18 protein-coding genes, 3 tRNA genes and 1 pseudogene are annotated in these 25,380 nt (G+C 72.6%); 9 read left to right on the forward strand and 13 right to left on the reverse strand.

The window, feature by feature from the left end; all coding sequences use genetic code 11:
• Positions 1-44 precede the first annotated feature (44 nt).
• The 3 genes from purM to NQU54_RS11880 all read right to left on the reverse strand — a co-directional run bounded on the left by purM (position 45) and on the right by NQU54_RS11880 (position 3,698).
• Positions 45-1,118: a phosphoribosylformylglycinamidine cyclo-ligase gene (purM, locus tag NQU54_RS11870; RefSeq protein WP_257631019.1), complete on the reverse strand. Its 1,074-nt coding sequence runs from the start codon at positions 1,116-1,118 to the stop codon at positions 45-47.
• Positions 1,119-1,159: 41 nt separating this feature from the next.
• Positions 1,160-2,719, reverse strand: a complete 1,560-nt coding sequence (gene purF, locus NQU54_RS11875) for an amidophosphoribosyltransferase (protein WP_069872799.1) — start codon at positions 2,717-2,719, stop codon at positions 1,160-1,162.
• A 190-nt stretch (positions 2,720-2,909) separates the two neighbouring features.
• The gene (locus NQU54_RS11880; protein WP_257631020.1) at positions 2,910-3,698 is read right to left on the reverse strand and encodes a maleylpyruvate isomerase family mycothiol-dependent enzyme; all 789 of its coding nucleotides are present in this window, start codon (positions 3,696-3,698) and stop codon (positions 2,910-2,912) included.
• Between the two features lie 274 nt (positions 3,699-3,972).
• Here NQU54_RS11880 and NQU54_RS11885 point away from each other — a divergent pair, with 274 nt between their 5' ends.
• Positions 3,973-4,371 (forward strand): nuclear transport factor 2 family protein, encoded by a 399-nt coding sequence (locus tag NQU54_RS11885; RefSeq protein WP_257631021.1) that lies wholly within the window; start codon positions 3,973-3,975, stop codon positions 4,369-4,371.
• Between the two features lie 79 nt (positions 4,372-4,450).
• On the opposite strand, the gene purL is transcribed toward NQU54_RS11885, so the two are convergent.
• Genes purL through purS form a run of 3 tightly spaced genes read right to left on the reverse strand, consistent with a single transcriptional unit; the run spans position 4,451 to position 7,658 of the window.
• Positions 4,451-6,700 carry a phosphoribosylformylglycinamidine synthase subunit PurL gene (gene purL, locus NQU54_RS11890; RefSeq protein WP_257631022.1) on the reverse strand — a complete coding sequence of 750 codons (2,250 nt, stop codon included), beginning with the start codon at positions 6,698-6,700 and terminating at the stop codon, positions 4,451-4,453.
• Positions 6,697-7,377 (reverse strand): phosphoribosylformylglycinamidine synthase subunit PurQ, encoded by a 681-nt coding sequence (gene purQ, locus NQU54_RS11895; RefSeq protein WP_069872788.1) that lies wholly within the window; start codon positions 7,375-7,377, stop codon positions 6,697-6,699. The genes purL and purQ overlap by 4 nt, the downstream gene beginning before the upstream one ends.
• Complete coding sequence (purS, locus tag NQU54_RS11900) at positions 7,374-7,658, reverse strand: phosphoribosylformylglycinamidine synthase subunit PurS (RefSeq protein ID WP_069872786.1); 285 nt, start codon at positions 7,656-7,658, stop codon at positions 7,374-7,376. The genes purQ and purS overlap by 4 nt, the downstream gene beginning before the upstream one ends.
• A 301-nt stretch (positions 7,659-7,959) precedes the next feature.
• On the opposite strand from purS, the gene NQU54_RS11905 reads away from it, so the two are divergent.
• From NQU54_RS11905 to NQU54_RS11925, 5 genes are all read left to right on the forward strand, one after another.
• Positions 7,960-8,277, forward strand: coding sequence for a histone-like nucleoid-structuring protein Lsr2 (locus NQU54_RS11905; RefSeq protein WP_069872784.1), 318 nt, complete (start codon positions 7,960-7,962; stop codon positions 8,275-8,277).
• A 104-nt stretch (positions 8,278-8,381) separates the two neighbouring features.
• Positions 8,382-8,453 (forward strand) — tRNA-Gly (locus NQU54_RS11910).
• Between the two features lie 81 nt (positions 8,454-8,534).
• Positions 8,535-8,610 (forward strand) — tRNA-Gly (locus NQU54_RS11915).
• A 244-nt stretch (positions 8,611-8,854) separates the two neighbouring features.
• The gene (locus NQU54_RS11920) at positions 8,855-9,460 is read left to right on the forward strand and encodes a response regulator transcription factor (RefSeq protein WP_069872891.1); all 606 of its coding nucleotides are present in this window, start codon (positions 8,855-8,857) and stop codon (positions 9,458-9,460) included.
• A 105-nt stretch (positions 9,461-9,565) separates the two neighbouring features.
• Positions 9,566-9,638, forward strand: a tRNA-Gly gene (locus NQU54_RS11925).
• Positions 9,639-9,694: 56 nt separating this feature from the next.
• On the opposite strand, the gene NQU54_RS11930 is transcribed toward NQU54_RS11925, so the two are convergent.
• Positions 9,695-10,615 (reverse strand): phosphoribosylaminoimidazolesuccinocarboxamide synthase, encoded by a 921-nt coding sequence (locus NQU54_RS11930; RefSeq protein ID WP_257631023.1) that lies wholly within the window; start codon positions 10,613-10,615, stop codon positions 9,695-9,697.
• A gap of 209 nt (positions 10,616-10,824) precedes the next feature.
• Between NQU54_RS11930 and NQU54_RS11935 the strand changes: the two genes are divergently transcribed.
• Positions 10,825-12,279: a phytoene desaturase family protein gene (locus NQU54_RS11935; RefSeq protein WP_257631024.1), complete on the forward strand. Its 1,455-nt coding sequence runs from the start codon at positions 10,825-10,827 to the stop codon at positions 12,277-12,279.
• Positions 12,280-12,310: 31 nt separating this feature from the next.
• On the opposite strand, the gene NQU54_RS11940 is transcribed toward NQU54_RS11935, so the two are convergent.
• The 3 genes from NQU54_RS11940 to purD form a co-directional block, all read right to left on the reverse strand.
• Entirely contained in the window at positions 12,311-13,810 is a 1,500-nt protein-coding gene (locus tag NQU54_RS11940) for a N,N-dimethylformamidase beta subunit family domain-containing protein (protein ID WP_257631025.1), read from the reverse strand.
• A 300-nt stretch (positions 13,811-14,110) separates the two neighbouring features.
• Positions 14,111-16,012, reverse strand: a complete 1,902-nt coding sequence (locus NQU54_RS11945; protein WP_257631026.1) for a hypothetical protein — start codon at positions 16,010-16,012, stop codon at positions 14,111-14,113.
• A gap of 385 nt (positions 16,013-16,397) precedes the next feature.
• Positions 16,398-17,663: a phosphoribosylamine--glycine ligase gene (purD, locus tag NQU54_RS11950; RefSeq protein WP_257631027.1), complete on the reverse strand. Its 1,266-nt coding sequence runs from the start codon at positions 17,661-17,663 to the stop codon at positions 16,398-16,400.
• A gap of 1,336 nt (positions 17,664-18,999) precedes the next feature.
• Between purD and NQU54_RS11955 the strand changes: the two genes are divergently transcribed.
• On the forward strand, positions 19,000-19,734 hold the full coding sequence (locus NQU54_RS11955; protein WP_069872770.1) for an SLATT domain-containing protein: 735 nt from the start codon (positions 19,000-19,002) through the stop codon (positions 19,732-19,734).
• A gap of 193 nt (positions 19,735-19,927) precedes the next feature.
• Here the strand turns inward: NQU54_RS11955 and NQU54_RS11960 are convergent, their stop codons facing one another.
• From NQU54_RS11960 to NQU54_RS11970, 3 genes are all read right to left on the reverse strand, one after another.
• On the reverse strand, positions 19,928-20,578 hold the full coding sequence (locus NQU54_RS11960) for a putative DNA-mimic protein (protein WP_257631028.1): 651 nt from the start codon (positions 20,576-20,578) through the stop codon (positions 19,928-19,930).
• A 211-nt stretch (positions 20,579-20,789) separates the two neighbouring features.
• Entirely contained in the window at positions 20,790-21,515 is a 726-nt protein-coding gene (locus NQU54_RS11965; protein ID WP_257631029.1) for a GntR family transcriptional regulator, read from the reverse strand.
• Between the two features lie 199 nt (positions 21,516-21,714).
• On the reverse strand, positions 21,715-23,076 hold the full coding sequence (locus NQU54_RS11970; protein ID WP_257631030.1) for an aspartate aminotransferase family protein: 1,362 nt from the start codon (positions 23,074-23,076) through the stop codon (positions 21,715-21,717).
• A gap of 306 nt (positions 23,077-23,382) precedes the next feature.
• On the opposite strand from NQU54_RS11970, the pseudogene NQU54_RS50520 reads away from it, so the two are divergent.
• Positions 23,383-24,750, forward strand: a pseudogene (locus NQU54_RS50520) (serine/threonine-protein kinase); the annotation flags it as partial.
• Between the last annotated feature and the right edge of the window lie 630 nt (positions 24,751-25,380).

Below are 25,380 nucleotides of genomic sequence, written 5' to 3' on the forward strand. Positions count from 1 at the left end.
CTCGGACCGGCTTCTGTGCTGCTCGCACACGCTGTGCGGTCGGCTCAGCCCGCATGGTCACCGGTCAGCGTCACCGCCTCCGTGTCCCCGGCCGTGCGCTCGGTGATCTCACCGCCGACCCAGGCTTCGACGCCCCGGTCGGCGAGCGTGGTGAGCGCCACATCCACGGAGCCGGCCGGGACCACCGCCATCATGCCGACGCCCATGTTGAGGGTCTTCTCCAGCTCCAGGCGCTCGACCGAGCCGGCCTCGCCGACCAGCTGGAAGATCGCGCCGGGGGTCCAGGTCGAGCGGTCCACCACCGCGCGCAGCCCCTCCGGGATGACCCGTGCGAGGTTGTTGGCGAGCCCGCCGCCGGTGATGTGCGAGAAGGCGTGCACCTCGGTGGTGCGGGTGAGGGCCAGGCAGTCCAGCGAGTAGATCCGGGTGGGCTCGAGCAGCTCCTCCCCCAGCGTCCGGCCGAGCTCCGGCACCTCGCGGTCCAGCGCCCAGCCGGCCCGGTCGAAGAGCACATGGCGGACGAGTGAGTACCCGTTCGAGTGAAGTCCGGACGATGCCATGGCGATCACCGCATCACCCGTTCGGATACGATCCGCGCCCAGCACCTGATCGGCCTCGACCACGCCCGTACCGGCCCCGGCGACATCGAAGTCATCGGCGCCCAGCAGCCCCGGGTGCTCGGCGGTCTCGCCACCCACCAGGGCGCAGCCCGCCAGCGTGCAGCCCTCGGCGATGCCCTTGACGATGGCGGCGACGCGCTCGGGGTAGACCTTGCCGACGCAGATGTAGTCGGTCATGAACAGCGGCTCGGCGCCGCACACCACCAGGTCGTCCACGACCATGCCGACCAGGTCGCGGCCGATGGTGTCGTACACGCCCATCCGCCGGGCGATGTCCACCTTGGTGCCGACCCCGTCGGTGGCGGAGGCGAGCAGCGGACGCCGGTAGCGGGCCAGCGCGGAGGCGTCGAAGAGCCCGGCGAAACCGCCGAGGCCACCCACGACCTCGGGCCTGCTCGCCTTCTTGACCCACTCCTTCATCAGCTCGACGGCGCGGTCGCCCGCCTCGATGTCGACGCCCGCGGCGGCGTAGGTGGACCCGGACCCGGACTCGGACATGACGTTGAGATCTTTCGTATCGGGGGATGACAGGCGGGCGCTCAGGGGCGGCGCAGGGCGTCGGCGCCGCCGACACCAGCGGTCAGCGTCGTCACACCGTCGGCGTCAGCGCTGCTCGGGGCCTGTGTTTCGGTCTCCAGGAGATGCTTGCCCAGCAGCTCCGGATCCGGCAGCTCCATCGGGTACTCACCGTCGAAGCAGGCACGGCACAGATTCGGCTTGGCGATCGTGGTCGCCTCGATCATGCCGTCGGTGGAGATGTACGCCAGCGAGTCGGCACCCAGCGACTTGCCGATCTCCTCGACCGAGAGACCGTTGGCGATCAGCTCGGCGCGGGTGGCGAAATCTATGCCGAAGAAGCACGGCCACTTGATCGGCGGGGAGGAGATCCGGATGTGGACCTCGGCGGCCCCTGCCTCGCGGAGCATCCGCACCAGGGCGCGCTGGGTGTTGCCGCGGACGATCGAGTCGTCGACGACCACCAGGCGCTTGCCCCGGATGACCTCCTTGAGGGGGTTCAGCTTGAGCCGGATGCCGAGCTGGCGGATGGTCTGCGAGGGCTGGATGAAGGTCCGGCCCACATAGCTGTTCTTGACCAGCCCGGAGCCGTACGGAATGCCGCTGGCCTCGGCGTAGCCGACGGCGGCGGGGGTGCCGGACTCCGGTGTCGCTATGACCAGGTCGGCATCGGCCGGGGCCTCCTTGGCCAGCCGGCGGCCCATCTCCACCCGCGAGAGGTACACGTTCCGGCCCGCGATGTCGGTGTCGGGGCGGGCGAGGTACACGTACTCGAAGACACAGCCCTTGGGCCGGGCCTCGGCGAAGGTGGTGGCGCGCAGCCCGTTCTCATCGATGGCGACCATCTCGCCGGGCTCGATCTCACGGATGAAGGACGCGCCCACGATGTCCAGGGCGGCGGTCTCGGAGGCCACCACCCAGCCGCGCTCGAGGCGGCCGAGGACCAGCGGGCGGATGCCCTGGGGGTCGCGCGCCGCGTAGAGCGTGTGCTCGTCCATGAAGACGAGGCTGAAAGCGCCCTTGACCTTGGGCAGCACCAGGGGGGCCGCCTGCTCGACGGTCAGCGGCTTGCCGTCCTCGTCCACCTGGCCCGCGAGCAGGGCGGTGACGAGGTCGGTGTCATTGGTCGCCGCGACCTGGGTGGCCCGGCCGCCGTCGCGGGGCAGGGCCGCGACCAGCTCCGCCATTTCGGCGGTGTTGACCAGGTTCCCGTTGTGGCCGAGCGCGATCGAGCCATGGGCGGTGGCCCGGAAGGTCGGCTGCGCGTTCTCCCACACCGAGGCTCCGGTGGTGGAGTAGCGGGCATGACCGACCGCGATATGGCCCGTGAGGGAGCCGAGGGAGGTCTCGTCGAAGACCTGGGAAACCAGGCCCATGTCCTTGAAGACGAGAATCTGGGAGCCGTTGCTCACCGCGATACCCGCGGACTCCTGTCCGCGGTGTTGCAGTGCGTACAGCCCGAAATAGGTGAGTTTGGCGACCTCTTCCCCCGGTGCCCAGACTCCGAAGACGCCGCAAGCGTCCTGGGGGCCCTTCTCACCGGGGAGCAGGTCGTGGCTGAGTCGTCCGTCACCACGTGGCACGTCATCGAGTCTAGGCCAGTTCAGCGGTGCCGCCGAACGAGGGACCCGCCAGGAGGGCGTAAGTCACATTCCCCGCGCGGCTGGGGAACCCCCTGGACCCTTGTCCGACCTGCCCACGGCCGGGGGCACGGATCCATGGCCGAGGCAAGGATCACATCTCGTGGCGGTCAGCCGAGCACCGGCGGAGCGGTCAGCCGAGCACCGGCAGATGGGCGGAGAGATCGGCGCGGTCGCCGCTCGCGGTCAGCCGCGCCGACTCCAGGGCCTCGGCCCAGACCAGACGGCCCGTGGCGAGGCGGATCCAGGTCAGCGGGTCGGTCTCGACCACATTCGGCGGGGTGCCGCGGGTGTGCCGGGGGCCCTCGACACACTGGACCACGGCGAACGGCGGGACGCGGACCTCGACCGAGCCGCCGGGCGCCTTGACCGCGAGGGCGTCGGCCAGCACCCGGGTCGCGGTGGCCAGCGCCTGGCGGTCGTGCCGGACGGGGACACCGGTGGCGGCCGTCAGATCGTCGGCGTGCACCACGAGCTCCACACAGCGGGTGACGAGGTAGTCGTCGAGCCGCATCGCCCCGACGCGGGTGGCCAGCAGCCGGTCGGCGGGCGCCGCGGAGGCCGTCTCCGCGAACCGGGCCTCGGCGCGCTCCAGCAGTTCAGCCGGGTCCGCGCCCGCCGCGAGGGCGCGGGTATCCCCCTCGATCGCCCCGGAGTGCGCGGCCACCGCGGTGACCCAGCCGGTGGTGGTGACCTCCCGCGCGGGCGGCGCCGGCCGCTCCAGCAGGCGGACCACGGACGTCACGGCCATCGCCAGATGCGCGATCAGCTCCCGGACCGTCCACTCGCCGAGCCGGCTGGGGGCGTCCAGGGCGGTCTCGTCCAGCCCCTCGGCCGCCTTCCGCACCTGCCTCAGCTGCGCGATCACGGCGGTCCTGGTCTTGGCGGGGTCATAGCTGCGGGCACGGGCACGGGGCGGCATGGCGGAGAGCTTAGACCGTCCGGCAGTAGGGCCCGCGGCGTCGCGTGCCGATGGCTCTCGCCTGGCCGCACCGCGCTCGTCGCACGCAGGGGGTACCGCCCAGCGGTAGCTGGGGAAGCCGCTGCGCTCTCCTCACGCGGCACACCCAGACTCGGCCCTCGACCCGCTCCTTCACCCGCGCTCCCTACTGCCGGACGGTCTTAGAGGAGGCCGAGGACAGGGGCAGGATGGAAGGAGGAAGGGTTTTCCATCGGCACGGAAGGTGTGAAATGCCATGGGCGAGCACTCCGACAGCGCCCTGGTGCGCCGCGGCTGCACGGCCTTCTCACAGGGCGATCTCGAGACGGTGTCGACGATGATGACGGCGGACGCCGTCCACCATGTGCCGGGTGACAACGCGATGTCCGGCCACCACAAGGGCCGGGACGCCTGCCTGGACCTGTACCGCACGATGTTCGAGGAGACGGCCGGCACGATGCGGGTCGACCTGGAGACGGTGATGTGCGACGGGCGCGGGCATGCGATGACCGTCCACCGGCTGCGCGCGGAGCGCGGCAACCGCGGCATCGACATGAAGACCGGGAATTTCTTCACCATCGTCGGCGGAAAGATCACCGACATCGACGAATGTGTCGAGGACATCGATGCTTTCGACGCCTTCTGGGGCACCTGAGCCCCGCGTACCAGGCCCGAACGGACCGTACGGCCCGCTCCCTGCCGTCAGGGAGCGGGCCGTACGTCATGGAGAAGCCTCAGGCCAGCAGGCCCGGGATCGTCGCCTCGTACGACTTCCTCAGCTCGGCCAGCGGGATGGAGAACTGCCCCTGGACCTCGATCGCGTCACCGTCGACCACGCCGATCCGGGCCGCCGGAAGCCCACGCGCCCCGCACATGTCGTTGAAGCGGACCTCCTCGCTGCGCGGTACGGCGACGACCGCCCGGCCCGCGGACTCGGAGAACAGCAGGACGAACGGGTCCAGACCGTCGGGGACGACGATCCGGGCGCCCTTGCCACCGCGCAGACACGACTCGGCGAGCGCCTGGATCAGACCGCCGTCGGACAGGTCGTGGGCCGCGTCCACCATGCCGTCGCGCGAGGCCGAGATCAGGATCTCGGCGAGCAGCCGCTCCCGCTCCAGGTCCACCTTCGGCGGCAGTCCGCCCAGGTGGCCGTGGATCACCTGGGACCAGGCCGAGCCTCCCAGCTCCGCCGCGGTGTCGCCCAGCAGATAGAGCAGCTGGCCCTCCTCCGCGAAGGCGATCGGGGTGCGGCGGGCCACATCGTCGATCACACCGAGGACGGCCACGACCGGCGTCGGGTGGATGGCCACCTCGCCGGTCTGGTTGTACAGCGACACATTGCCGCCGGTGACCGGGGTGCCCAGGGTCAGACAGCCGTCCGCGAGCCCGCGGGTGGCCTCCGCGAACTGCCACATGACCGCGGGGTCCTCCGGCGAGCCGAAGTTGAGGCAGTTGGAGATGGCCAGCGGCTTGGCGCCGGACGCGGCCACATTGCGGTACGACTCGGCGAGCGCGAGCTGCGCCCCCGCGTACGGGTCCAGCTTGGCGTAGCGGCCGTTGCCATCCGTGGCGACGGCCACGCCCAGGCCGGTCTCCTCGTCCACGCGGACCATGCCGGAGTCCTCGGGCTGGGCGAGGACCGTATTGCCCTGGACGAAGCGGTCGTACTGGTCGGTGATCCAGGACTTGGACGCCTGGTTCGGGGAGGCGATCACCTTCAGGATCTGCTCGCGCAGCTCCTCGGCCGTGGCCGGGCGCGGCAGCTTGCCCGCGTCGTCGGCCTGGAGCGTGTCCTGCCACTCGGGGCGGGCGTAGGGGCGCTCGTAGACCGGGCCCTCGTGGGCGACGGTGCGCGGCGGGACGTCCACGATCTGCTCGCCGTGCCAGTAGATCTCCAGCCGCTCGCCGTCGGTGACCTCACCGATGACGGTGGCGATGACGTCCCACTTCTCGCAGATCTCCAGGAAGCGGTCGACCTTCTCGGGCTTCACGATCGCGCACATGCGCTCCTGCGACTCGCTCATCAGGATCTCCTCGGGGGAGAGCGAGGAGTCGCGCAGCGGCACGGTGTCGAGCTCGACCCGCATACCGCCGGAGCCGGCGCTGGCGAGCTCGCTGGTGGCGCAGGACAGGCCCGCGCCGCCGAGGTCCTGAATGCCCTCGACCAGGTCCTCCTTGAAGACCTCCAGGGTGCACTCGATGAGCAGCTTCTCCTGGAAGGGGTCGCCGACCTGGACGGCGGGGCGCTTGGTGGGCTTCGAATCGTCGAAGGTCTCCGAGGCCAGCACGGAGACGCCGCCGATGCCGTCGCCACCGGTGCGGGCGCCGTAGAGGATCACCTTGTTGCCGGCGCCCGACGCCTTGGCGAGGTGGATGTCCTCATGCTTCATCACACCCACGCACAAGGCGTTGACCAGCGGGTTTCCCTGGTAGCAGGGGTCGAAGACGACCTCGCCGCCGATGTTGGGCAGGCCCAGGCAGTTGCCGTAGCCGCCGATGCCCGCGACCACACCGGGCAGCACCCGCTTGGTGTCGGGGTGGTCGGCGGCGCCGAAGCGCAGCGGGTCCATCACGGCCACCGGGCGGGCGCCCATGGCGAGGATGTCGCGGACGATGCCGCCGACGCCGGTGGCCGCGCCCTGATAGGGCTCGACGTACGAGGGGTGGTTGTGCGACTCGACCTTGAAGGTGACCGCGTAGCCCTGGCCGACGTCGACCACACCCGCGTTCTCGCCGATGCCGACGAGCAGGGCGTCGTTCTCGGGGGCCTTCTCGCCGAACTGCCGCAGATGGACCTTGCTCGACTTGTACGAGCAGTGCTCGGACCACATGACGGAGTACATCGCGAGCTCGGCACCGGTGGGGCGGCGGCCCAGGATGGCGCGGACGCGCTCGTACTCGTCCTGCTTGAGACCGAGCTCGGCCCAGGGCTGCTCGGTGTCCGGGGTCTGCGCCGCGTGCTTCGTGGTGTCCAGGGTCATGCGCTGACCAGCCTCTTGAGGATCGAGGTGAAGAATCCGAGGCCGTCGGTGCGACCGGTGCCGATCAGCGGTTCGACGGCGTGCTCGGGGTGGGGCATGAGGCCGACGACATTGCCTTCCGCATTGCGGATACCGGCGATGTCGCGGAGCGAGCCGTTGGGGTTGAGCTCCCGATAGCGGAAGACGACGCGGCCCTCGGCTTCGAGTTCATCCAGGACGCGCTCGTCGGCGACATAGCGGCCGTCGATGTTCTTCAACGGGATGTTGATCTCCTGGCCCTGCTCGTATGAGCGGGTCCAGGCGGTCTCCACGTTTTCCACTCGCAACTTCTGATCGCGGCAGATGAAGTGCAGGTGGTTGTTGCGCAGCATCGCACCGGGGAGGAGATGGGTCTCGGTGAGCACCTGGAAGCCATTGCAGATGCCAAGCACCGGCATACCGGCCTTCGCCTGGTCGATCACCGACTCCATTACCGGGGAGAACCGGGAGATCGCGCCGGCCCGCAGATAGTCGCCATAGGAGAAGCCGCCCGGCAGGATCACCGCGTCGACCTGCTTGAGGTCCTTGTCGCGGTGCCACAGCGGTACGGCCTCCAGCCCCGCGGTGCGGACCGCGCGCTGGGTGTCGCGGTCGTCGAGCGTGCCGGGGAAGGTGATGACTCCGATGCGTGCGGTCACGACTCCGCCTTCACGGCGGTGGCGCCGGCACCCTCGCCGGCCTCGACCTTCACGGAGAAGTCCTCGATCACGGTGTTCGCCAGAAAGGTCTCGGCGATCTGATGGATACGGGCGAGGGCGGCGTCGTCGACCGGGCCCTCCACCTCGAGTTCAAAGCGCTTGCCCTGACGGACGTCGGTGATGCCCTCGAAACCGAGGCGCGGCAGTGCTCGCTGCACCGCCTGGCCCTGGGGGTCGAGGATCTCCGGCTTGAGCATGACGTCGACTACGACGCGTGCCACTGGCACTCCCGGTGGTGTGGTGCTGGTGCGTAAGGCGGTGCCCAAGCCTACCCCGGCCCAAAATCTACGCGAGTAGATATGCAAGGGTTCGGTCACGTTTAAGCATCGTCGGCGGCAACCGACGGGGAATGGTCATGGAAAAACGCATGGTCCCGATCACGGCGTGACACGCGGATGGAATTACTGGGGTTCACAATGCAATGCCAGTCGCTGTACAAATGAAAAAGCATTGTTCGCACAACTGGACAGCTGACATCTTTGCACGTCAACGCAACGATGCAGCCCGAAAGGACCGATATCCGTGGCGCAGCGCGTAGTAGTCACGATCTCCGACGACCTCGAGGGAGGCGAAGCGGAAGAGACGGTCACGTTCGGACTCGACGGCAAGTTGTACGAGATCGACCTCAACTCTGCCAATGCGTCGAAACTGCGCGACGCTCTCGCACCGTACGTGGACGCCGGCCGCAAGCGGGCCCGCTCGGGCAAGACGTACCGCCACACCGCCGTCGCCCCGGACCCGGCCGCGGTGCGCGCCTGGGCCCGGTCGCACGGCATGGAGGTGCCTCCGCGCGGCCGGATCCCCAAGAAGGTCTACGAAGCCTTCAACGAGTCGGCCTGAGTGACCTGTTCAGCCGAGTTGCACACCACCCCGGGTGTTCCGCTAAAGTCTGGGTCACGCCGACGGGCGAGGCCGAAAGGCCGAAACCCCGAGGAAGACACCATGCGGGTGTAGCTCAGTAGTAGAGCGCCCCCTTTCCAAGGGGGAGGCGCAGTGTGCGATCCCTGTCACCCGCTCTCATCGCCTATCGGGATCCTCTCGAAGAGGATCAGGTAGAGTGATGCACGCGCCGATCGGTGAAAGCCGGTCGGAGGCATGCGGACGTGGCTCAGTTGGTAGAGCATCACCTTGCCAAGGTGAGGGTCGCGAGTTCGAATCTCGTCGTCCGCTCCAGTTCTGAGGCGCCGGTCGAATCGACCGGCGCCTCAGGCGTTTTCGGCTCCGGAATCCCCGGCCCGGCCGTGGGCAGGGGCGAACCGCACTGCCGTCGAGGGAAAGTGACGGCGCGCCGGATTCCGTGGTCCCGGGGAAAGTGGTCCGCTGGGCCCTCGCCGGGAGGGGCCTGCTGGAAGGGCCTTCGCCCGGAGGGGCGCGCCGGGAGAGGTCCCGCTGGGAGGGGCGTGTGAACGACACCGCGGTGATCCGGGTGCTGCTGGCCGACGACGAGCATCTGATCCGCGGCGCCGTGGCCGCCCTGCTGGCGCTCGAGGACGATCTGCTGGTGGTCGCGGAGGCGGCGTCCGGACCCGAGGCGCTGGCGATGGCGCGGGCGCACCGGCCCGATGTGGCGGTGCTGGACCTCCAGATGCCGGAGGCGGACGGGGTGTCGGTGGCCGCCGCGCTCCGGTCGGAGCTGCCCGGCTGCCGGTCGATGATCGTGACCAGCCACGGCCGGCCGGGGCACCTCAAGCGGGCCCTGGAGGCGGGGGTGCGCGGCTTTGTGCCGAAGACCACATCGGCGCGGCGGCTGGCGGAGATCATCCGTACCGTGCACGGCGGGTCCCGCTATGTCGACCCCGGTCTGGCCGCCGACGCGATCAGCGCCGGGGAGTCCCCGCTGACCGCGCGGGAGGCGGAGCTGCTGGAGCTGGCGGCCGACGGCGCCTCCATCGCGGAGATCGCCCGGCGCGCCCGGCTCTCCCAGGGGACGGTCCGGAACTATCTGTCGGCCGCGGCGGCGAAGCTGGGGGCGGAGAACCGGCACGCGGCGGCGCGGATCGCCCGGGAGCACGGCTGGTTCTGAGCGGCTCCACCGCCGCCCTGAGCTGCCTCGACACCGGGGTGGTAGTTCGCCGGTCGAGGGTTTGGTTATAGTAGAGGCGCGTCGAACCGGAATAGTCCGGCGCATGCGGACGTAGCTCAGTTGGTAGAGCGCAACCTTGCCAAGGTTGAGGTCGCGAGTTCGAGCCTCGTCGTCCGCTCGGTGGACACAAGGGCCCCGGCCATTCGGCCGGGGCCCTTGGTCGTTCCCGGCCTGCTACTGCCAGCTGGTGCCGGTCAGCAGCTCGTACGCCTCCGCGTACTTCGCCCGCGTCCGCTCCACGACCTCCGCCGGGAGCGGGGGCGGCGGCTGCTCGCCGGTGCGGTCCCAGCCGGAGGCCGGGGAGGTCAGCCAGTCGCGCACGTACTGCTTGTCGAAGGACGGCTGCGCGCGGCCGGGCCGCCACTGGTCGACGGGCCAGAAGCGGGAGGAGTCCGGGGTCAGCACTTCGTCGGCGAGCACCGGCTCGGCGCCCTCCGCGCCCAGGGTCGCCTCCGCGTAGCCGAACTCGAACTTGGTGTCGGCGAGGATGATGCCCCGGGCGCGGGCGATCTCCCGGGCGCGGTTGTAGATGGCGAGGGTGGCCTGGCGCAGCTGGGCTGCGGGCTCGGCGCCGATGCGGTGGGCCACCTTCTCGTACGCCACGTTCTCGTCGTGCTCGCCGACCTCGGCCTTGGTGGCCGGGGTGAAGATCGGCGTGGGCAGCTCGGAGCCGTCGGTCAGCCCGTCGGGGAGGGCGATTCCGCACACCGTGCTGGTCTCGCGGTACTCGGCCAGGCCGGAGCCGGTCAGATAGCCGCGGGCCACACATTCGACCGGGACCATCCGCAGCGACCGGCACACCAGGGTCCGGCCCTCCCAGCCGGCGGGGGCGCCGGGGGGCAGGTCGGTGGACAGGACGTGGTTGGGGACGAGGTCGGCGAGCAGGTCGAACCACCAGAGGGAGAGCTGGGTGAGGATCTTGCCCTTCTCAGGGATCTCGGTCGGCAGGACCCAGTCGTAGGCGGAGATCCGGTCGCTGGCGACCATGACGAGCTCACCGCGCTCGTTCTGGTAGAGGTCGCGCACCTTGCCGGTGTGCAGGTGCTGAAGGCCCGGAACCTCGACCGGTTCGGGCTTCTCGACGAATCCGGACACGCTTCCTCCTGGTGTTTTTGTCCATTTGTCCCAGCCCTCCTCGATTCTGCCGCACGAAGGGGCGCCGACCTGCGGCGGGGCGTGGGCCGCGGGGTTCGGCGCTCCGGGTTCCGCGGCCCGCGCGGTTCGAACACGTCGTACGAGGAACTCGTGCGGCGGAGCACAACGCACCGGTAGGGTGCCGAGGTCCCGGAGGGGAGGTGTTCTGTATGGCCGACGCGGCGATCGTGGGCAGCGGCCCCAACGGGCTCGCGGCCGCCGTCACCCTGGCCCGCGCCGGGCTGCGGGTGGAGGTGTACGAGGCCGCCGACGCGATCGGCGGTGGGCTGCGCACCCAGCCGCTCTTCGACGCGGACATCGCCCACGACATCTGCTCCGCGGTCCACCCCATGGCGCCCGTCTCCCGATTCTTCCGCGAGTTCGGCCTGGCCGCGCGCGGAGTGGAACTGCTGACGCCCGAGGTCTCCTACGCCCATCCGCTGGACGGCGGCCGTGCCGCGCTCGCCCACCGCGATCTGGCGGCCACCTGCGCCCGGCTCGGCCCGGACGGGGAGCGCTGGCGGCGGCTGATGGCGCCGCTGCTGCGGCACAGCGAGGGCGTGGTCGACTTCGTCCTCTCCGGGCAGCGTGCGCTCCCCCGCGATCCGGTGGCACCGCTGCTGCTGGCCACGCGGACGCTCGTCCACGGCACCCGGCTCGGCGCCGCCCGCTTCACCGGCGAGGCGGCGCCCGCCCTGCTCACCGGGGTCGCCGCGCATTCCGTGGGCGAACTGCCCAGCCTGTCGGGGGGTGCGGTGGCGGCACTCCTCGGCCACCTCGCGCACGGCCCCGGCTGGCCGCTGCCGCGCGGCGGAAGCGCCCGGATCGCCGAGGCCATGGCGGACGACATCACCGCGCACGGCGGCACCTTTCACACCGGGCGCCGGATCGACGACCTCGGCGAGCTGGCAGGCGGCGCCCGTGCGGTGCTGCTCGACACCGGTGTCCCGGGGCTGCTGAACATCGCCGGAAGCGCGCTGCCCGCCCGCTATGTGCGGGCGCTGCGGCGGTTCCGCTACGGCCCGGCCGCCGCCAAGGCCGACTTCCTGGTCAGCGAGCCGATCCCCTGGGCCGACCCCGCCGTGGGCCGCGCCGGAACCGTGCATCTGGGCGGCGGCCATGCCGAGCTGGCCCGGGAGGAGACCCTGACGGCGCGCGGGATCCGCAGCCGGGAGCCGTTCGTCCTGCTGGTCGACCCGGCCGTCACCGACCCCGGGCGGGCCCGGCCCGGCAGACGCCCGGTGTGGGCCTACGCCCATATGCCGAACGGCGACGACACCGACCCGGTGGAGCTGATCCGCTCCCGGATCGAGACCTACGCCCCCGGCTTCCGCGACACGGTGCTCGCGGCGCGCGGCATGTCCGGGCCGGCCCTGGAGGCGTACGACCCCAACGATGTGGGCGGGGACATCGGCTCGGGCGCGATGACGATCTGGCAGAGCCTGGCCCGGCCGGTGCCCCGGCTCGATCCGTACCGCACCCCGCTGCCCGGACTCTTCCTGTGCTCGTCGGCGACGCCGCCGGGACCGGGTGTGCACGGGATGTGCGGATATCTCGCGGCCCTGTCGGCGCTGCGGCATCGGTTCGGCATACGGAAGGCGCCGTCCCTGGCGCCGACGCCGTAGGGATCCGCTTACGGCTCCGCTCCGCCCGGCTTCACCCCCGCTTGCAGATCCGATCCAGCAGATTCGCCGTGGCCCGCTGAATCCGCTCATCCGTATGGCCCGGACGATCCAGCCCGGGCGACCACGCGAACGTTCCCGACGCGAAGACCAGAGCGCCGCTCGGGGCCCGGTAGATCGACGTCTCCTGGTGGCGGATGGCCCCCTCCGTGTCCTGGTACGGGGAGTGGGCCAGCAGGATGCGGCGGATGTGCTCGGGGAGGGCGGTGCGCGGGAAGTAGCGGTCGGCCTCGCCCGCGACCAGGCCGGGCAGCTCATCGCCCTCCTCCGCGCCGGTGGCCTCCCACAGCCAGTGGCCGGCGTTGCGCACGATCAGCGGGCTGGGCTCGGGCACCCGGCCCGCGTACTGGATGCCGATCAGCTGCTGTTCGGGCGCGGTCTCCCGCCAGAGCGCCGAGCGGCCGGGGCCGCGGCGCTTGTGGCAGGTCAGCAGGCGGTCCGGGCCGGAGGGCGCGGGGGCGAGCTCCACCTGCCAGTACATGGTGTTGGCGGAGAGGAAGACCAGTGAGGTGCCGCTGTCGCGGGCGGACTCGACGGTGCGGCGCATCGGCGCCGACCAGTACTCGTCATGGCCGGGGAAGACCAGGCCCCGGTAGCGGGTGGGGTCGACGCTGCCCGCGTGCAGATCGCGCGTCTCGGCGTAGGCCAGGTCGTAGCCGTAGCGCTCGGCCCAGCGGATGAAGTCGTAGGCGTGCCCCACGTGGAGGGGCAGCCCCGCGCCCGCGTACGGCCGGTCGAAGGAGACCGTGGTGGCCGCCTCCGACTCGCCCAGCAGCTTTCCCCGCTCGTTCCAGGCGTGGTAGAGGCTGGCGCCGGTCCGGCCGTCCTCGGGGTAGAGGTTGTACGCCTGCCAGGTGAAGTCCGGGAGGACGAGGAGGAGGTCGGCGGGGCGGGAGTCGCGCACGGTGAACGGGATGTGGCTGCGGTAGCCGTCCACGGTGGTCAGCACCGCGACATACGCGCCCAGCTTCCAGTACGAGGGGATCTGGAGCCGCCAGGACAGCCACCAGTGGTGGCAGGAGACGGTGCGGTCGGCGGTGAGCGGGGGCGGCTGGACGATCCCGGACAGCCGGGGGCTGGTGGTGATCTTCAGCGCGCCTGCGCCGTCGTAATAGCCGATGCGGTAGATGTCCACACTGAACTGCTGGGGCGGGTCCACCGTGATCCGGAAGTCGATGGCCTCGCCGGGGGCCGCCGCCGAGGTGGAGGTGAAGCCCTTGATCTGCCGGTGGACATCGTCGGCGGTGCGGGGGCCGGGGATCCTGGCCTGGCCCTTCGCGCCGGACCGCCCGGCCGCCGGTTCGACGGCCCCGGAGAGATGGACGTCGTCCACGTACCACGGGACCACCCGGCCGGTGTCGTCGAAGTAGTTCTCACTGTCGCGCAGCCAGGGCAGCGGGCCCTGGCCGAAAGGATCCGTCACCCCGTGTGCGAGCGCGCCCGACTCCCAGCGCCGGATCTGGTCCGTCCCCACAACTGCTCCCCTCCCTGCGTACCCGGCGGCGCCTCGCCTCGCTGCCTCGCACACCGCACCGCCGAGATCCGGCCTTGTGGGCCGGGCTGCGGGGTCGGTCTGGCGGTCCGGGCCGGTGGGCCGGAACTCCTGGGCCGGGTAACAGCGACCGGTCCAAGCACATCACATTACGCACCCACTCCGTCACCGATAGTCGCGAATTTGCCGGAACAGACACCGAACGCGCGACAAGACTGGACATAGGATCGGTATCCGGTTGGTGTAGGGGCGCTGTGCGCACGATGCGCGCGCCGAACGCGCCTACACCAGCCGGACGGGCTTCTCCGGACGGACCCCCACCTCGCCGAGCCAGGCGCGCAGCGGCCCGTCGTCGCCGTCCTCCACCAGGCTCAGCACCGGATGGGCCAGATCGGCCCGCCGCCGCCCGCCGACGAGCAGCGCGGGCCCGTCGAGCCAATCGAGCCCCGGGGTCGCGCCCGCGGTGTCCACGGCGGCGCAGCAGACCATGGCGGTGACATGGTCGGCGAGCAGCTCCCGGCCGGTGCGGGGCGGCTGGAGCGGGAACGCGGGCGCGAAGCCGTCGATCCACGGGTCGCCGCCGCAGCCGCCCGCGGGCCCCTCCGCCCCCGCGGCGGGCCCCTGGCCGTGCGCTCGGGTGGCGGCGGCCTCCTCGCGGGCCACCTCCACGCTGAGCCGGGCGGCGAGGCGGGGGGCACCGCCGTCAAGGCCGCCGTCGGAGCCGTCGGCGGGGTCGGCCGGGAAGTCGGCCGCGTCGGCGGTGAGCCGGTCGATGACCCGGGCCAGGGTGGGTGGCACGGGCGCGCTCGCGGAGGACGGTGCGGGGGTGGCGCCCACGCGGTCGTGGGTGTCCTCCCGCTCGTCCAGGAGCCGGTTCAGCCGGGCGGCCTCCTGCCGCCACTTGCGGTCCACGACCTCCTCCGGATACGCGCCCCAGTCGACCGGGGACCAGTCGGGGCCCGGCTCCGGCGGGCCGCCGTGGAAGAGCCGGGCGGCGAGCAGCGAGGTGGCCTCGTCCATCGCTCCGGGCTCCTCCAGGAGGTCGCAGGCCGGGCGCTCGCTCAGCCGGGAGGTGAACCCCTCGGCGAGCCGGTCGCGGCGGGAGAGCTCGGTGAGCGCCGCGACCACGCCCGCGTCCAGCCGGGAGGGCCAGCGGCCCATCCGCCAGGCGGGCAGCGCGACCCGGGTCAGCAGCCGGTCCCAGCCCGCGTAGGCGAGGCCCACCTGCTCCTGGGCGACGATCCGCAGCCCGTAGTCGACCGACTGGGCCCGCTCGGAGGCGGCCGCGGCGACCGCGCGCTCCATCGCGGCCGCGTGGTCCCGGCAGCCGCGCAGCAGCAGCCGGGCGACCCAGCCGACGAAGGCGAACGCGGGGCGGCGCACCGCCGCCACGAGCGCGGGCGCGGGGCCGGACGACGGCTCGCACCCGCGGCCGCGGGCCGCGACGGCCACGGCGGCGTCAAGCCCGCGTACGAAGCGGCGGGCGGCGGCTATGTCGGGGTGGACGGACGGGCCGGTGCCCGCCACCACCGGGGCGAGCAGCGCGCGCAGCTCGGCGACCCGCATCCACCACAGGAACGGCGAGCCGATCACCAGCACCGGCGCCTGCGTGGGACGCCGCTCGGGACGGTCCAGGATCCGGTCCCGGTCCGCGCCGGTGGCGGGGCCGGGCCCTCCTCCGGTGCCCCGTACGGAGCGGGCGGTGCGGGTCTCCTCGACCGCGAGGGCGCCGCGGTCCCGGTGCTCCCGGCGGTGGGCGTGCGCCGGATGCGTACGGTCCTCCAGCCAGCTGTCGCAGTCGGGGGTGAGCGCTATGGCCGATGGCGCGGGCACCTCCAGGCGCTCGGCCAGATCGCGGATCAGCCGGTAGAGGTCGGGCGCCGTCTCCTCGGCGATGGGCACCGTCGGGGTGAGCGCGGGCCTGGCCCGGACGACGACGGCGGCCACGGCCGCCGCCAGCAACAGGACCAGCAGGGCGCCCCCGGTCACCACCCACCGCAGGGCCGTCCAGCCCTGGTCCTGGGAGCCACCGATACTGCCGGTGGCGCTTCCGGCCAGCAGCACGACGGCGGCGGCGGCCGGGAGCAGTGCGACCGCGAGCGCGGTGCTCCGGATGCGCAGTACCGCGAGGGCACGGGCGCGCGCCTCCAGGGCACCTGCTTCGGGACCTGCCACGGTTCTCATCACCCCCTACTGTCCGGCCGGTGTTGTGAAGACCGGTGCTTGAAGAGCGGACGACGGCGGCGTTGTCTTCTCCCCACCCACTGTCGCATCGGGCGCCCACTCCGCAATGCCGGTGGGCCAGTTGCCGCACCTTGCCTGAGCGGCACACTAGTTGGGGGCCGGGCGTGCGTCAGCAGGATGCGGAAGCGCTCACCCAATGGAATGGCCTTGGGTAAAACCGGGAACTTCGCGATGGCGACGCCGGGCCCCGTGTGAACAGGCGGAAGCGGGCTTCGGGGGCGTTCGCGGGCGCGTGTGAGGGCCCGTTCGGGGCGGTTGAGACACTTCTTACAGCGTCTGTCCTCGCCCCTTCGGCCCCTTCGGCCCCCTCTTCACGGATTCCCGCTTACGAGGTGGTTTCCGCCGCCGCCTTCGCGGCGATGTCGGAGCGGTGGTGGGAGCCCTCCAGACCGATCCGGCCCACCGCGCGGTAGGCCCGGTCGCGCGCCTTCTCCAGGTCGGAGCCGGTCGCGGTGACGGAGAGCACCCGGCCGCCCGCGCTCACCACCTCACCGGACGCCTCGTCCCGCTTGGTGCCCGCGTGCAGGACGTACGCCTTGGGGCCGTCCTCCTCGGCCACCTTGTCCAGCCCGGTGATCGGGTCACCGGTACGGGGGGTGCCCGGGTAGTTGTGCGAGGCGACGACCACGGTCACGGCGGCGTCGTCGCTCCAGCGCAGCGGCGGCTCGGCGTCGAGGCGGCCGACGGCGGCGGCGAGCAGCACGGCGGCCAGCGGGGTCTTCAGCCGGGCCAGGACCACCTGGGTCTCCGGGTCGCCGAAGCGGGCGTTGAACTCGATCACGCGCACCCCGCGCGAGGTGATCGCCAGGCCCGCGTACAGCAGCCCGGAGAAGGGCGTGCCACGGCGGCGCAACTCGTCGACGGTGGGCTGGCAGATCGTGGCCACGACCTCGTCCACCAGCGCGGGATCGGCCCAGGGCAGCGGGGAGTACGCGCCCATGCCGCCCGTGTTCGGACCCTCGTCGCCGTCCTGGGCGCGCTTGAAGTCCTGGGCGGGCTGGAGCGGGACGACGGTCTCGCCGTCGGTGATCGCGAAGAGGGAGACCTCGGGGCCGTCCAGGAACTCCTCGATCACCACCCGGCCGCAGGCCAGCGCGTGCGCGCGGGCGGCCTCGAGGTCCTCGGTCACCACGACGCCCTTGCCCGCGGCGAGGCCGTCGTCCTTGACGACGTACGGGGGGCCGAAGGCGTCGAGCGCCTCGTCCACCTCGGCGGGGCTGGTGCACACGTAGGCGCGGGCGGTGGGTACACCGGCCGCCGCCATCACGTCCTTGGCGAACGCCTTGGAGCCCTCGAGCCGCGCCGCCTCGGCGGACGGCCCGAAGGCCGGGATCCCGCGCTCGCGCACGGCGTCGGCCACCCCCGCGACGAGGGGGGCCTCCGGCCCCACGACCACGAGGCCCACCTCCAGGGAGGCGGCGAGGTCGGCGACGGCGGCGCCGTCGAGCGCGTCGACCGCGTGCAATTCGGCCACGTCGGCGATGCCGGCGTTGCCGGGGGCACAGTGCAGGGCGGTGACGTCGGGGTCGAGGGAGAGAGCGCGGCACAGGGCGTGTTCGCGGGCGCCGCTGCCGATGACGAGGACCTTCACGGTGTGCAGCCTATTGCCTTGGGTGGGGGGCGCTGTGCGGTGGGGTTGCCGCTGTGTGCGGTTGCGGTCGCGCGTGCTTACGTGGGGCGGTGGGTGAGGCGGCGCCGTGGGGCGGTGGGTGAGGCGGCGCCGTGGGGCGGTGGGTGAGGCGGCGCCGTGGGGCGGTGGGTGAGGTGTTCGGCTGCGGGTTTCGTCTCGCGCCTTCGGCGCATTTGAGCATGGGGGCGGGGGGTGGAGGGCGCGGGCCACGTCGCCGGGCGCCGGGTCGGTGGGGGTGGGGGGCGTGGCGGCTTCGGTGGTTGGGGGCTGAGGCCGTTGCCGGACCGTCGGGCCCCGGGCGGCCGGGCCCGGAGCCGTCGGGCCTCAGGCGGCCGGGCCTCAGGCGGCAGGCCCCCGGACTGTCGGAGCGCATGGCCGTCGGGACGCAGGGCCGTCGGGGCGCAGGGCCACCGAGGCCGACTGGGTGTTGGGCTGCTAGGGCCACCCGGGCCGCCAGGGTGCCGGGGCGTAGGGCCGCCGGGCCGCCCAGGTGCCGGGCCGCCCAGGTGCCGGGCCGCCGGGTGCCGGGTGCCGGGGCGCCGGGTGCCGGGGCGCCGGGTGCCGGGGCGCCGGAGTCGCCGGGCACCGGGTGCCGGAGTCGCCGGGGTGCCGACCGCAGGGGGGCCGACCGCAAGGGGGGCCGACCGCAGGGGGCCGACCGCAGGGGTTGGGGGGTACCCCTGCGAAAACGTTTGACAAATTAGTTGCTTCAGATCAAGCGTTTTTTGAAGGGGTACCCGGAGAGGCCGCCCGAGACCCAGGAAGCCCGCACCACCCGCACCACCCGCACCGCCCACGCCCACCCGCACTCCCGACTCAACAGAACCCACGCTGCCCGCACTCCGGATCGGACCGCACCCCCACACACCGCTGAGCCGCCACCGGCACCCACCCCCGCCGACCCGGCGCCCGGCGACGGCGCCACGCCCCCACCCCCTGCCCCGCTGCTCAATTGCGCCGAAGGCGCGAGACGAAAGCCGCACCCAACCGAGCCGAACACCCCAACACAGCCACCCACCACCTCCGCACCTGGCACCCGGCACCCGGCACCCGGCACCCGGCACCCCACCGCCTCCGCACCCCCGCCACCTCCGCACACCCCCGCCCTCCGCGCCCCTACACCGCGAGCCAGGGGCACTCTTTTGGGTGAGGAGTGGGTGGTTCTATACCCGATAGGACAGCCCTTACGGACTGAAATCCCGTGATCGGGTCCTCGTGGCCAGCCGTTCGGCGGTAGGAATGGTGGTCGCGCATCAGCCGCGCGCCAGAGAAACGCCGCCGCAGAGGGAGTTGCACGGTGAGTCAGCCGGAGATGCAGCCCGAGGGGCTCCCTCGGCAGGAGGGTGCGAGGAAGCAGGGTGACCTGCTCGGCCGGCCCTTCCCGCACGGCGACTGGGGGGAGCCCGCCGAGCGGCTCGACGAGTTGTACCAGTGGGTCGAGGAGGGCGCGCTGGAGGTCGCCGCCTGGTACCTCGCCGACCGGGTGTGGAAGCGGCGAGCCGCCCGGGTGCTGCGGATGGGCGCCGCCGTGGCGGGCGTCGTGGGGGCCGTACTGCCGCTGCTGGATCTGAACGGCGCGCTGGACGGCGGCGCCGGCTGGGGCGCCCTGGCGCTGCTGCTTGCGGTCGCCTGCCTCGGCGCCGACCGGTTCTTCGGGCTGACGTCCGGCTGGATGCGGGACGTGGCCACCGCACAGGCGGTGCACCGGCGGCTGGAAACGTTGCAGTTCGACTGGGCGTCGGAGAGCGTACGGGAAGTGCTGGGCCCCACCGAGGGCACCGCGAGCGAGGCCGTGGAGCGGTGTCTGGCCGTGCTGCGGCGGTTCTGCGAGGACGTCTCGGACCTGGTCCGGGCAGAGACGGCGGGCTGGATGGTGGACTTCGGGTCCGGTTCGGCGCCGCTGGTCACACAGTCGCTGATGGCCCAGGGCCCCCGCCCGGACAGCGGGAGCCCCGCGAGCCGCTTTCCGCTGCCGCCGAGCCCGGCCCGGCCCAATATGCCGCGGCAGCGTCCGCCGGAGCCGCCTCGCTGACGGCCACGACGCCGGTCGGAAGCGCTCCTCGGAGGCAGCCCCCGGGACCACTCGCCGGGACCACTCGCCGGACGCGGTCACCAGACGCGGTCACCGGAAACGCTCGCCGGAGACGCCGACCGCACGGCCGGACACCTTCGCGGAGCAGACGCGGCCCAGCCGCCAGCCTTACGGAACAGGCCCGGCCCAGCGGTCAGCTGAAGACGATCATCGAGCCCTGCCCCAGACTGCGCGTCGCCGCCGCATGCAGCCCCAGCCACACATGGCGCTCTCTCGCGAAGGGGCTGTCCTCGTACGGGACGGACGCCGCCGGCTCCTCCAGGCTCGTGGGGCGGGCCGGGGGCGCGGGGGCGGCCGGGGGGTTGGACGGGTCGATGCCGAGCGCCGGGGCGACCGCCTCCAGCTCGCGCAGCAGTCCATGGCTGGAGCCCAACGGACCGCCTCCCTCGAGGAGTTCATCGTTGGACAGCGGATTCTGGAAGTCGACGGGGACATACGCGCCCGCGTGGTCGTAGTGCCACACCAGATGCGACTGCTGGGCCGTGGGCTCGAACATCTCCAGCAACTGCTCGTAGTCCCCGCCGAGTTCGTCCACCGGCGTCACCGCGAGTCCGCACAGCTGAAGCAGATAGGCACGGCGGAGAAAGTGCAGCGCGTCGTAGTCGAAACCGGCCACCGGGGCGACATCCCCGGACAGTCCCGGCATATAGCTGAAGACGGGCACGGGCGGCAGACCGGCCTCACTGAGTGCCTTGTCGTACGCGGCGATCTCTTCGGCGAAGGGGTTGTCGGGGCTGTGGCACAGCACATCGACGAGGGGGACCAACCAGAGGTCACATGCCACGCGATCTCACTCTCGTATCCGTACGGTCGATGGTCGGCCCAGCGTAATGCCCCGCGTACGCCGCGCGAAGAGTGCGGGGCGCCAACCCCGGGGGGTCGATTCGCCCGTGGGCGCCCCGGCTTCCCCGGGCTCCGGCTCGCTCGCCGCCCGGGGCAACCGCCCCTGGGTCAGGGGGAGTTCGAAAAAAGTTCAGGAGGAGATCAGAAGGAGCTCAGGGGGAGTTGACCTCCGGCGCCCGGCCCCGCGCGCGCATCTCCTCCCCCGCCACCAACCGCTCGATCAGCGCACGGAAATGCGTGTTGTACGCCCCTATGAGCCGCTCCGAGTCATGCGGATCCCCGCGGGTGACCGCCGCCGTGAGTTCGCAGTGCCCCGTCCACAGGTGACCCCGCAGATCGGGTACGCGGCGCAGATACGGCACCGTGAAGACCCAGGTCTGCACCCGCAGCCGCTGGAGGAAGTCCAGGACGTACGGATTGCCGACCAGCCCGCAGATCTCCCGCCAGAAGCGCAGGTCGTAGCCGATGAGGATGTCCAGGTCACCGGAGCGGGCGGCCCGTTCGGCCTCCTCGGCCCGCCGCCGCACCGAGGCCAGCGCCTGCGGGGTCATGGCCTTCAGCGTCTGCTCGACGTAGTGCCGGAAGACGCCCTCGACCACCATCGTGCGGGCGTCGACCATATGCCGGAAGTCCTCGATGGTGAACTCGTGGACCCTGAAGCCCCGGTGCTCCTCGACATCGAGCAGCCCCTGGGAGCACAGGTCCAGCAGCGCCTCCCGCACGGGGGTCGCGGAGACGCCGTACTGCTGGGCGATCTCCTTGACGGTGAACTGGCGCCCCGCAGGGAGCCGGCCCGCGAGCACCTCGTCGCAGAGCGCGTCGGCGATCTGCTGCCGCAGAGTGTTCCGCTTGACCGGGCTGGCGCCTGGCACGGGCATCGAGGACCGTCTCCTTCCACGGCCGTCGATGTAAGAAAGCGGACGGCCCTCGCATCACGATATGCGAGGGCCGTTGCGCGGAATACGCAGAGTGCGTCGGTGGTCTACACCGGGCAGTGGTCGGGCGGCGGCCGGGGGGGGCAAACGGGCAGCGCCCATGAGACCGGGGCTTCCGCGGCGCCCCGGGTCGCGGAGGCGGCTACACCGTATGCGCGTCGGCCGCGCCCAGCGCCTCGTCCAGGATCGCGAGCCCCTCCTTGGCCTCGGCCTCGGTGACCGTGCACGGCGGCACGACATGGGTGCGGTTCATGTTCACGAAGGGCCACAGACCGCCGCGCTTGCAGGCCGCGGCGAAGTCGGCCATCGGCTGGTTGTCCGCTCCGCTCGCGTTGTACGGGACGAGCGGTTCGCGGGTCTCCTCGTCCCTGACGAGGTCCAGCGCCCAGAAGACGCCGAGGCCGCGCACCTCGCCGACCGAGGGGTGGCGCTCGGCGATCTCCCGCAGCCCCGGGCCGATCACGTTCTCCCCGATCGCGGCGGCGTTCTCCACGATCCTCTCCTCCGCCATCGCGTTGATCGTCGCGACGGCCGAGGCGCAGGCCAGCGGGTGGCCGGAGTAGGTGAGACCGCCCGGGTAGGGGCGCTGGTCGAAGGTCGCGGCGATCTCGGCGGAGATCGCGACGCCGCCGAGCGGCACATAGCCGGAGTTGACGCCCTTGGCGAAGGTCAGCAGGTCCGGGGTGACGCCGAAGTGGTCGGCCGCGAACCAGTGGCCGGTGCGGCCGAACCCCGCCATGACCTCGTCGAGGATGAAGACGATGCCGTAGCGGTCGCAGATCTCCCGGACCCCGGCCAGATAGCCGGGCGGCGGGACCATGATCCCGGCGGTGCCGGGGATGGTCTCCAGGATGATCGCGGCGATGGTCTGCGGGCCCTCGAAGGCGATGGTGTCCTCGAGGTGGCGCAGCGCGCGCTCGCACTCCTGCGCCTCGCTGTCGGAGTGGAAGGGCGAGCGGTAGAGGAACGGCGCCCAGAAGTGCACCACACCCGCCGAGGCGGTGTCGGAGGGCCAGCGGCGGGGGTCGCCGGTGAGGTTGATCGCGGCGGCGGTGGCCCCGTGGTACGAGCGGTAGGCGGAGAGCACCTTGGACCGGCCGGTGTGCAGCCGCGCCATGCGGACCGCGTTCTCCACGGCCTCGGCGCCGCCATTGGTGAAGAAGATCTTGTCCAGGTCGCCGGGGGTGCGCTCGGCGACCAGCCGCGCCGCCTCGGACCGCACGTCCACGGCGAAGCCCGGTGCGATGGTGCACAGCTTCGCGGCCTGCTCCTGGATCGCGGCCACGACCTTGGGGTGCTGATGGCCGATGTTGGTGTTCACCAGCTGGCAGGAGAAGTCGAGGTAGCGCTTGCCGTCGTAGTCCCAGAAGTACGAGCCTTCGGCGCCCGCGACGGCGAGGGGATCGATCAGGCCCTGCGCGGACCAGGAGTGGAAGACATGCGCACGGTCGGCGGCCTTGACGGCGGCGCCGGCCGCGGGGTCGGAGCTGGGCTGCACGGACACGTTCGGTACCTCGGATCGCTCGCGGGTCGGGGCGGAACCAGCGTACGGACAGCGCCCCGGGGCCCGGCACCGACAGGCTGTCAGGGTTTCCGCCGCCCCGCCGACACCCTGCCGGGCATCCGGTGCCCCGTGACCGTGGCCGGTGGCCGAGGCGGGCTGTCCGGATTTCGCTCCCCGGCCCGAGAGTGACACAGGACGGATACGGAACCGATAACGGATCGTCCGCGTCGTCCACTTCGCTCTCAGCCGCCCTTATTCTCTCCGGGGGGCTGATCAGGGGGATTCAGGGGAAGGGACGATCGACGCATGGAAGACCTGGGGGCCGAGGATCCTCGCTGGATCGGTAACTACCGGCTGGTTCGGCGCCTTGGCGCGGGTGGCATGGGCCGGGTGTTCCTGGCCCATTCGTCCCGCGGCCGCACGGTGGCGGTGAAGCTGGTCCAGACCGAGCTGGCCCAGCAGGCCGAATTCCGGCGGCGGTTCAAACAGGAGGTGCGGGCCGCGCAGCGGGTCGGGGGCGCATGGACCGCACCGGTGCTGGACGCCGACACCGAGGCCGCCACCCCATGGGTCGCCACCGGCTATATCGCCGGTCCCTCCCTGCACGCGATCGTCTCCGAGTCGGGCCGGCTGCCCGAGCGGACCGTACGCATCCTGGCCCACGGGCTCACGCAGGCGCTCCGCGACATCCACGGCGCCGAGCTGGTCCACCGCGATCTCAAACCCTCCAACGTCCTGATCACCATCGACGGTCCGCGGGTCATCGACTTCGGGATCGCGCGGGCGCTGGAGACCGTCACCGACGGCATCCTCACGCGCAGCGGCGCCGTCGTCGGGTCGCCCGGCTTCATGTCGCCCGAGCAGGTGCGCGGCGAGCGGGTCACCCCGGCCAGCGATGTCTTCTGCCTCGGCTCGGTGCTCGCCTACGCGGCCACCGGCCGTCAGCCCTTCGGCACGGCCGACAGCGGGGTGCACGCGGTGATGTACCGCATCGCCCAGGAGGAACCGGACCTGGAGGGGCTGCCGGAAGGGCTGCACGAGCTGGTCACCGACTGCCTGAAGAAGGCCCCGGACGACCGGCCCTCGCTGGACGCGCTGCTGGAACGTACGGCCGGCGCCGATGACGACGGCGAGCCGTGGCTGCCGGGCGGGCTCGTCGCCCAGCTCGGACGGCATGCGATGCAGCTGCTCGAGGTGGAGACGCCCGCGGGGCCGGGGGTGCCCGCGCGCCCCGCCGTACCGCCCGCGGCCGGGGCGGCGGGCCCAGCCGTACCGCCCCCGGCGGGCCCCCCCCCACCCCCCCCCCCCGCCCCCCCGCCCTCCCCCCCCCCGTACCCCCGGGCTCCGGCGGAGCCCCCGACGCCCCCGCCACCGACCACCCCGCCGCGCCCCACGGGGGCGCCCCAGGCGGGCGCGCCACTGCCCCCGGCACCGTCCACTCCGCCCGCGGCGGGCCCGGCGGGTGCGGCGGGGGCGGCTGGGGGCGGCGGCCACGCCGCCGGACCGTACGCCGACGCAGGACAGACAGCCGGACCCGCGACGCCCGGCGCCACACCGCAGCCGGGCGGAGACCAGAGCACCCCGGACCCGACCACCGGACCGCAAGCAGGCGCGGGCCAGGGCGCCTCGGGCCAGGCCGGTGGGCCGTCGTCCGGCGGGCCGCAGGCAGCCGCACCGTCGGCCGACCCACGACAGACCGCCGGACCGCCCCCGCAGGCGGCCACGCCCCACAGCGCCGCGCCCGACCCAGGCGCCCCGCAAGTCGGCACGCACCAAGGCGGCCAGGGCCAGGCCCCCTCAGGGCCCAGCGGGTCGGCCCCCGGGCCATGGGCCGGTACGCCTTCGCACGACCCACGACAGGCCGCCGGGCGGCCGGCAGGCGCGGGCCAGGGCGCCTCGGGCCAGGCCGGTGGGCCGCAAACTGCCGGGCCTTCGGCCGCCCCCGCGCACGGAACGCCCGGCGGGCAGGCCGCCGCCTTGCCCGCAGTGCCGGGCCAGTCACAGGCCGGGGCACCCGCCGCGGCCGCCGACCGGCCCGGCCCCGGCAACCCGTACGCCGCCGCACCCGGAACTCCCGGCGGGCCACAGGCCGGACCCGGACAGGGCGCGGCAGGGCAGGCCGCCACACCTCCGGCGGGCGCGGCGCGGGCCGACGCGGTGGGTGAATCCGCCGCGGCGCCCAACGCGCCCGGTGGCGCCGCGCCGGGGCACGGCGGAGCGCACGCGGCCCCACCCGCGGCACCCGCGGCACCCGGCGGACCGCCCGCCGCGCCGGGCCACGGCGCGCCCGGCAACGCCACCCCG

The organism is Streptomyces malaysiensis subsp. samsunensis (assembly GCF_024519315.1).
GTDB lineage: Bacteria > Actinomycetota > Actinomycetes > Streptomycetales > Streptomycetaceae > Streptomyces > Streptomyces malaysiensis.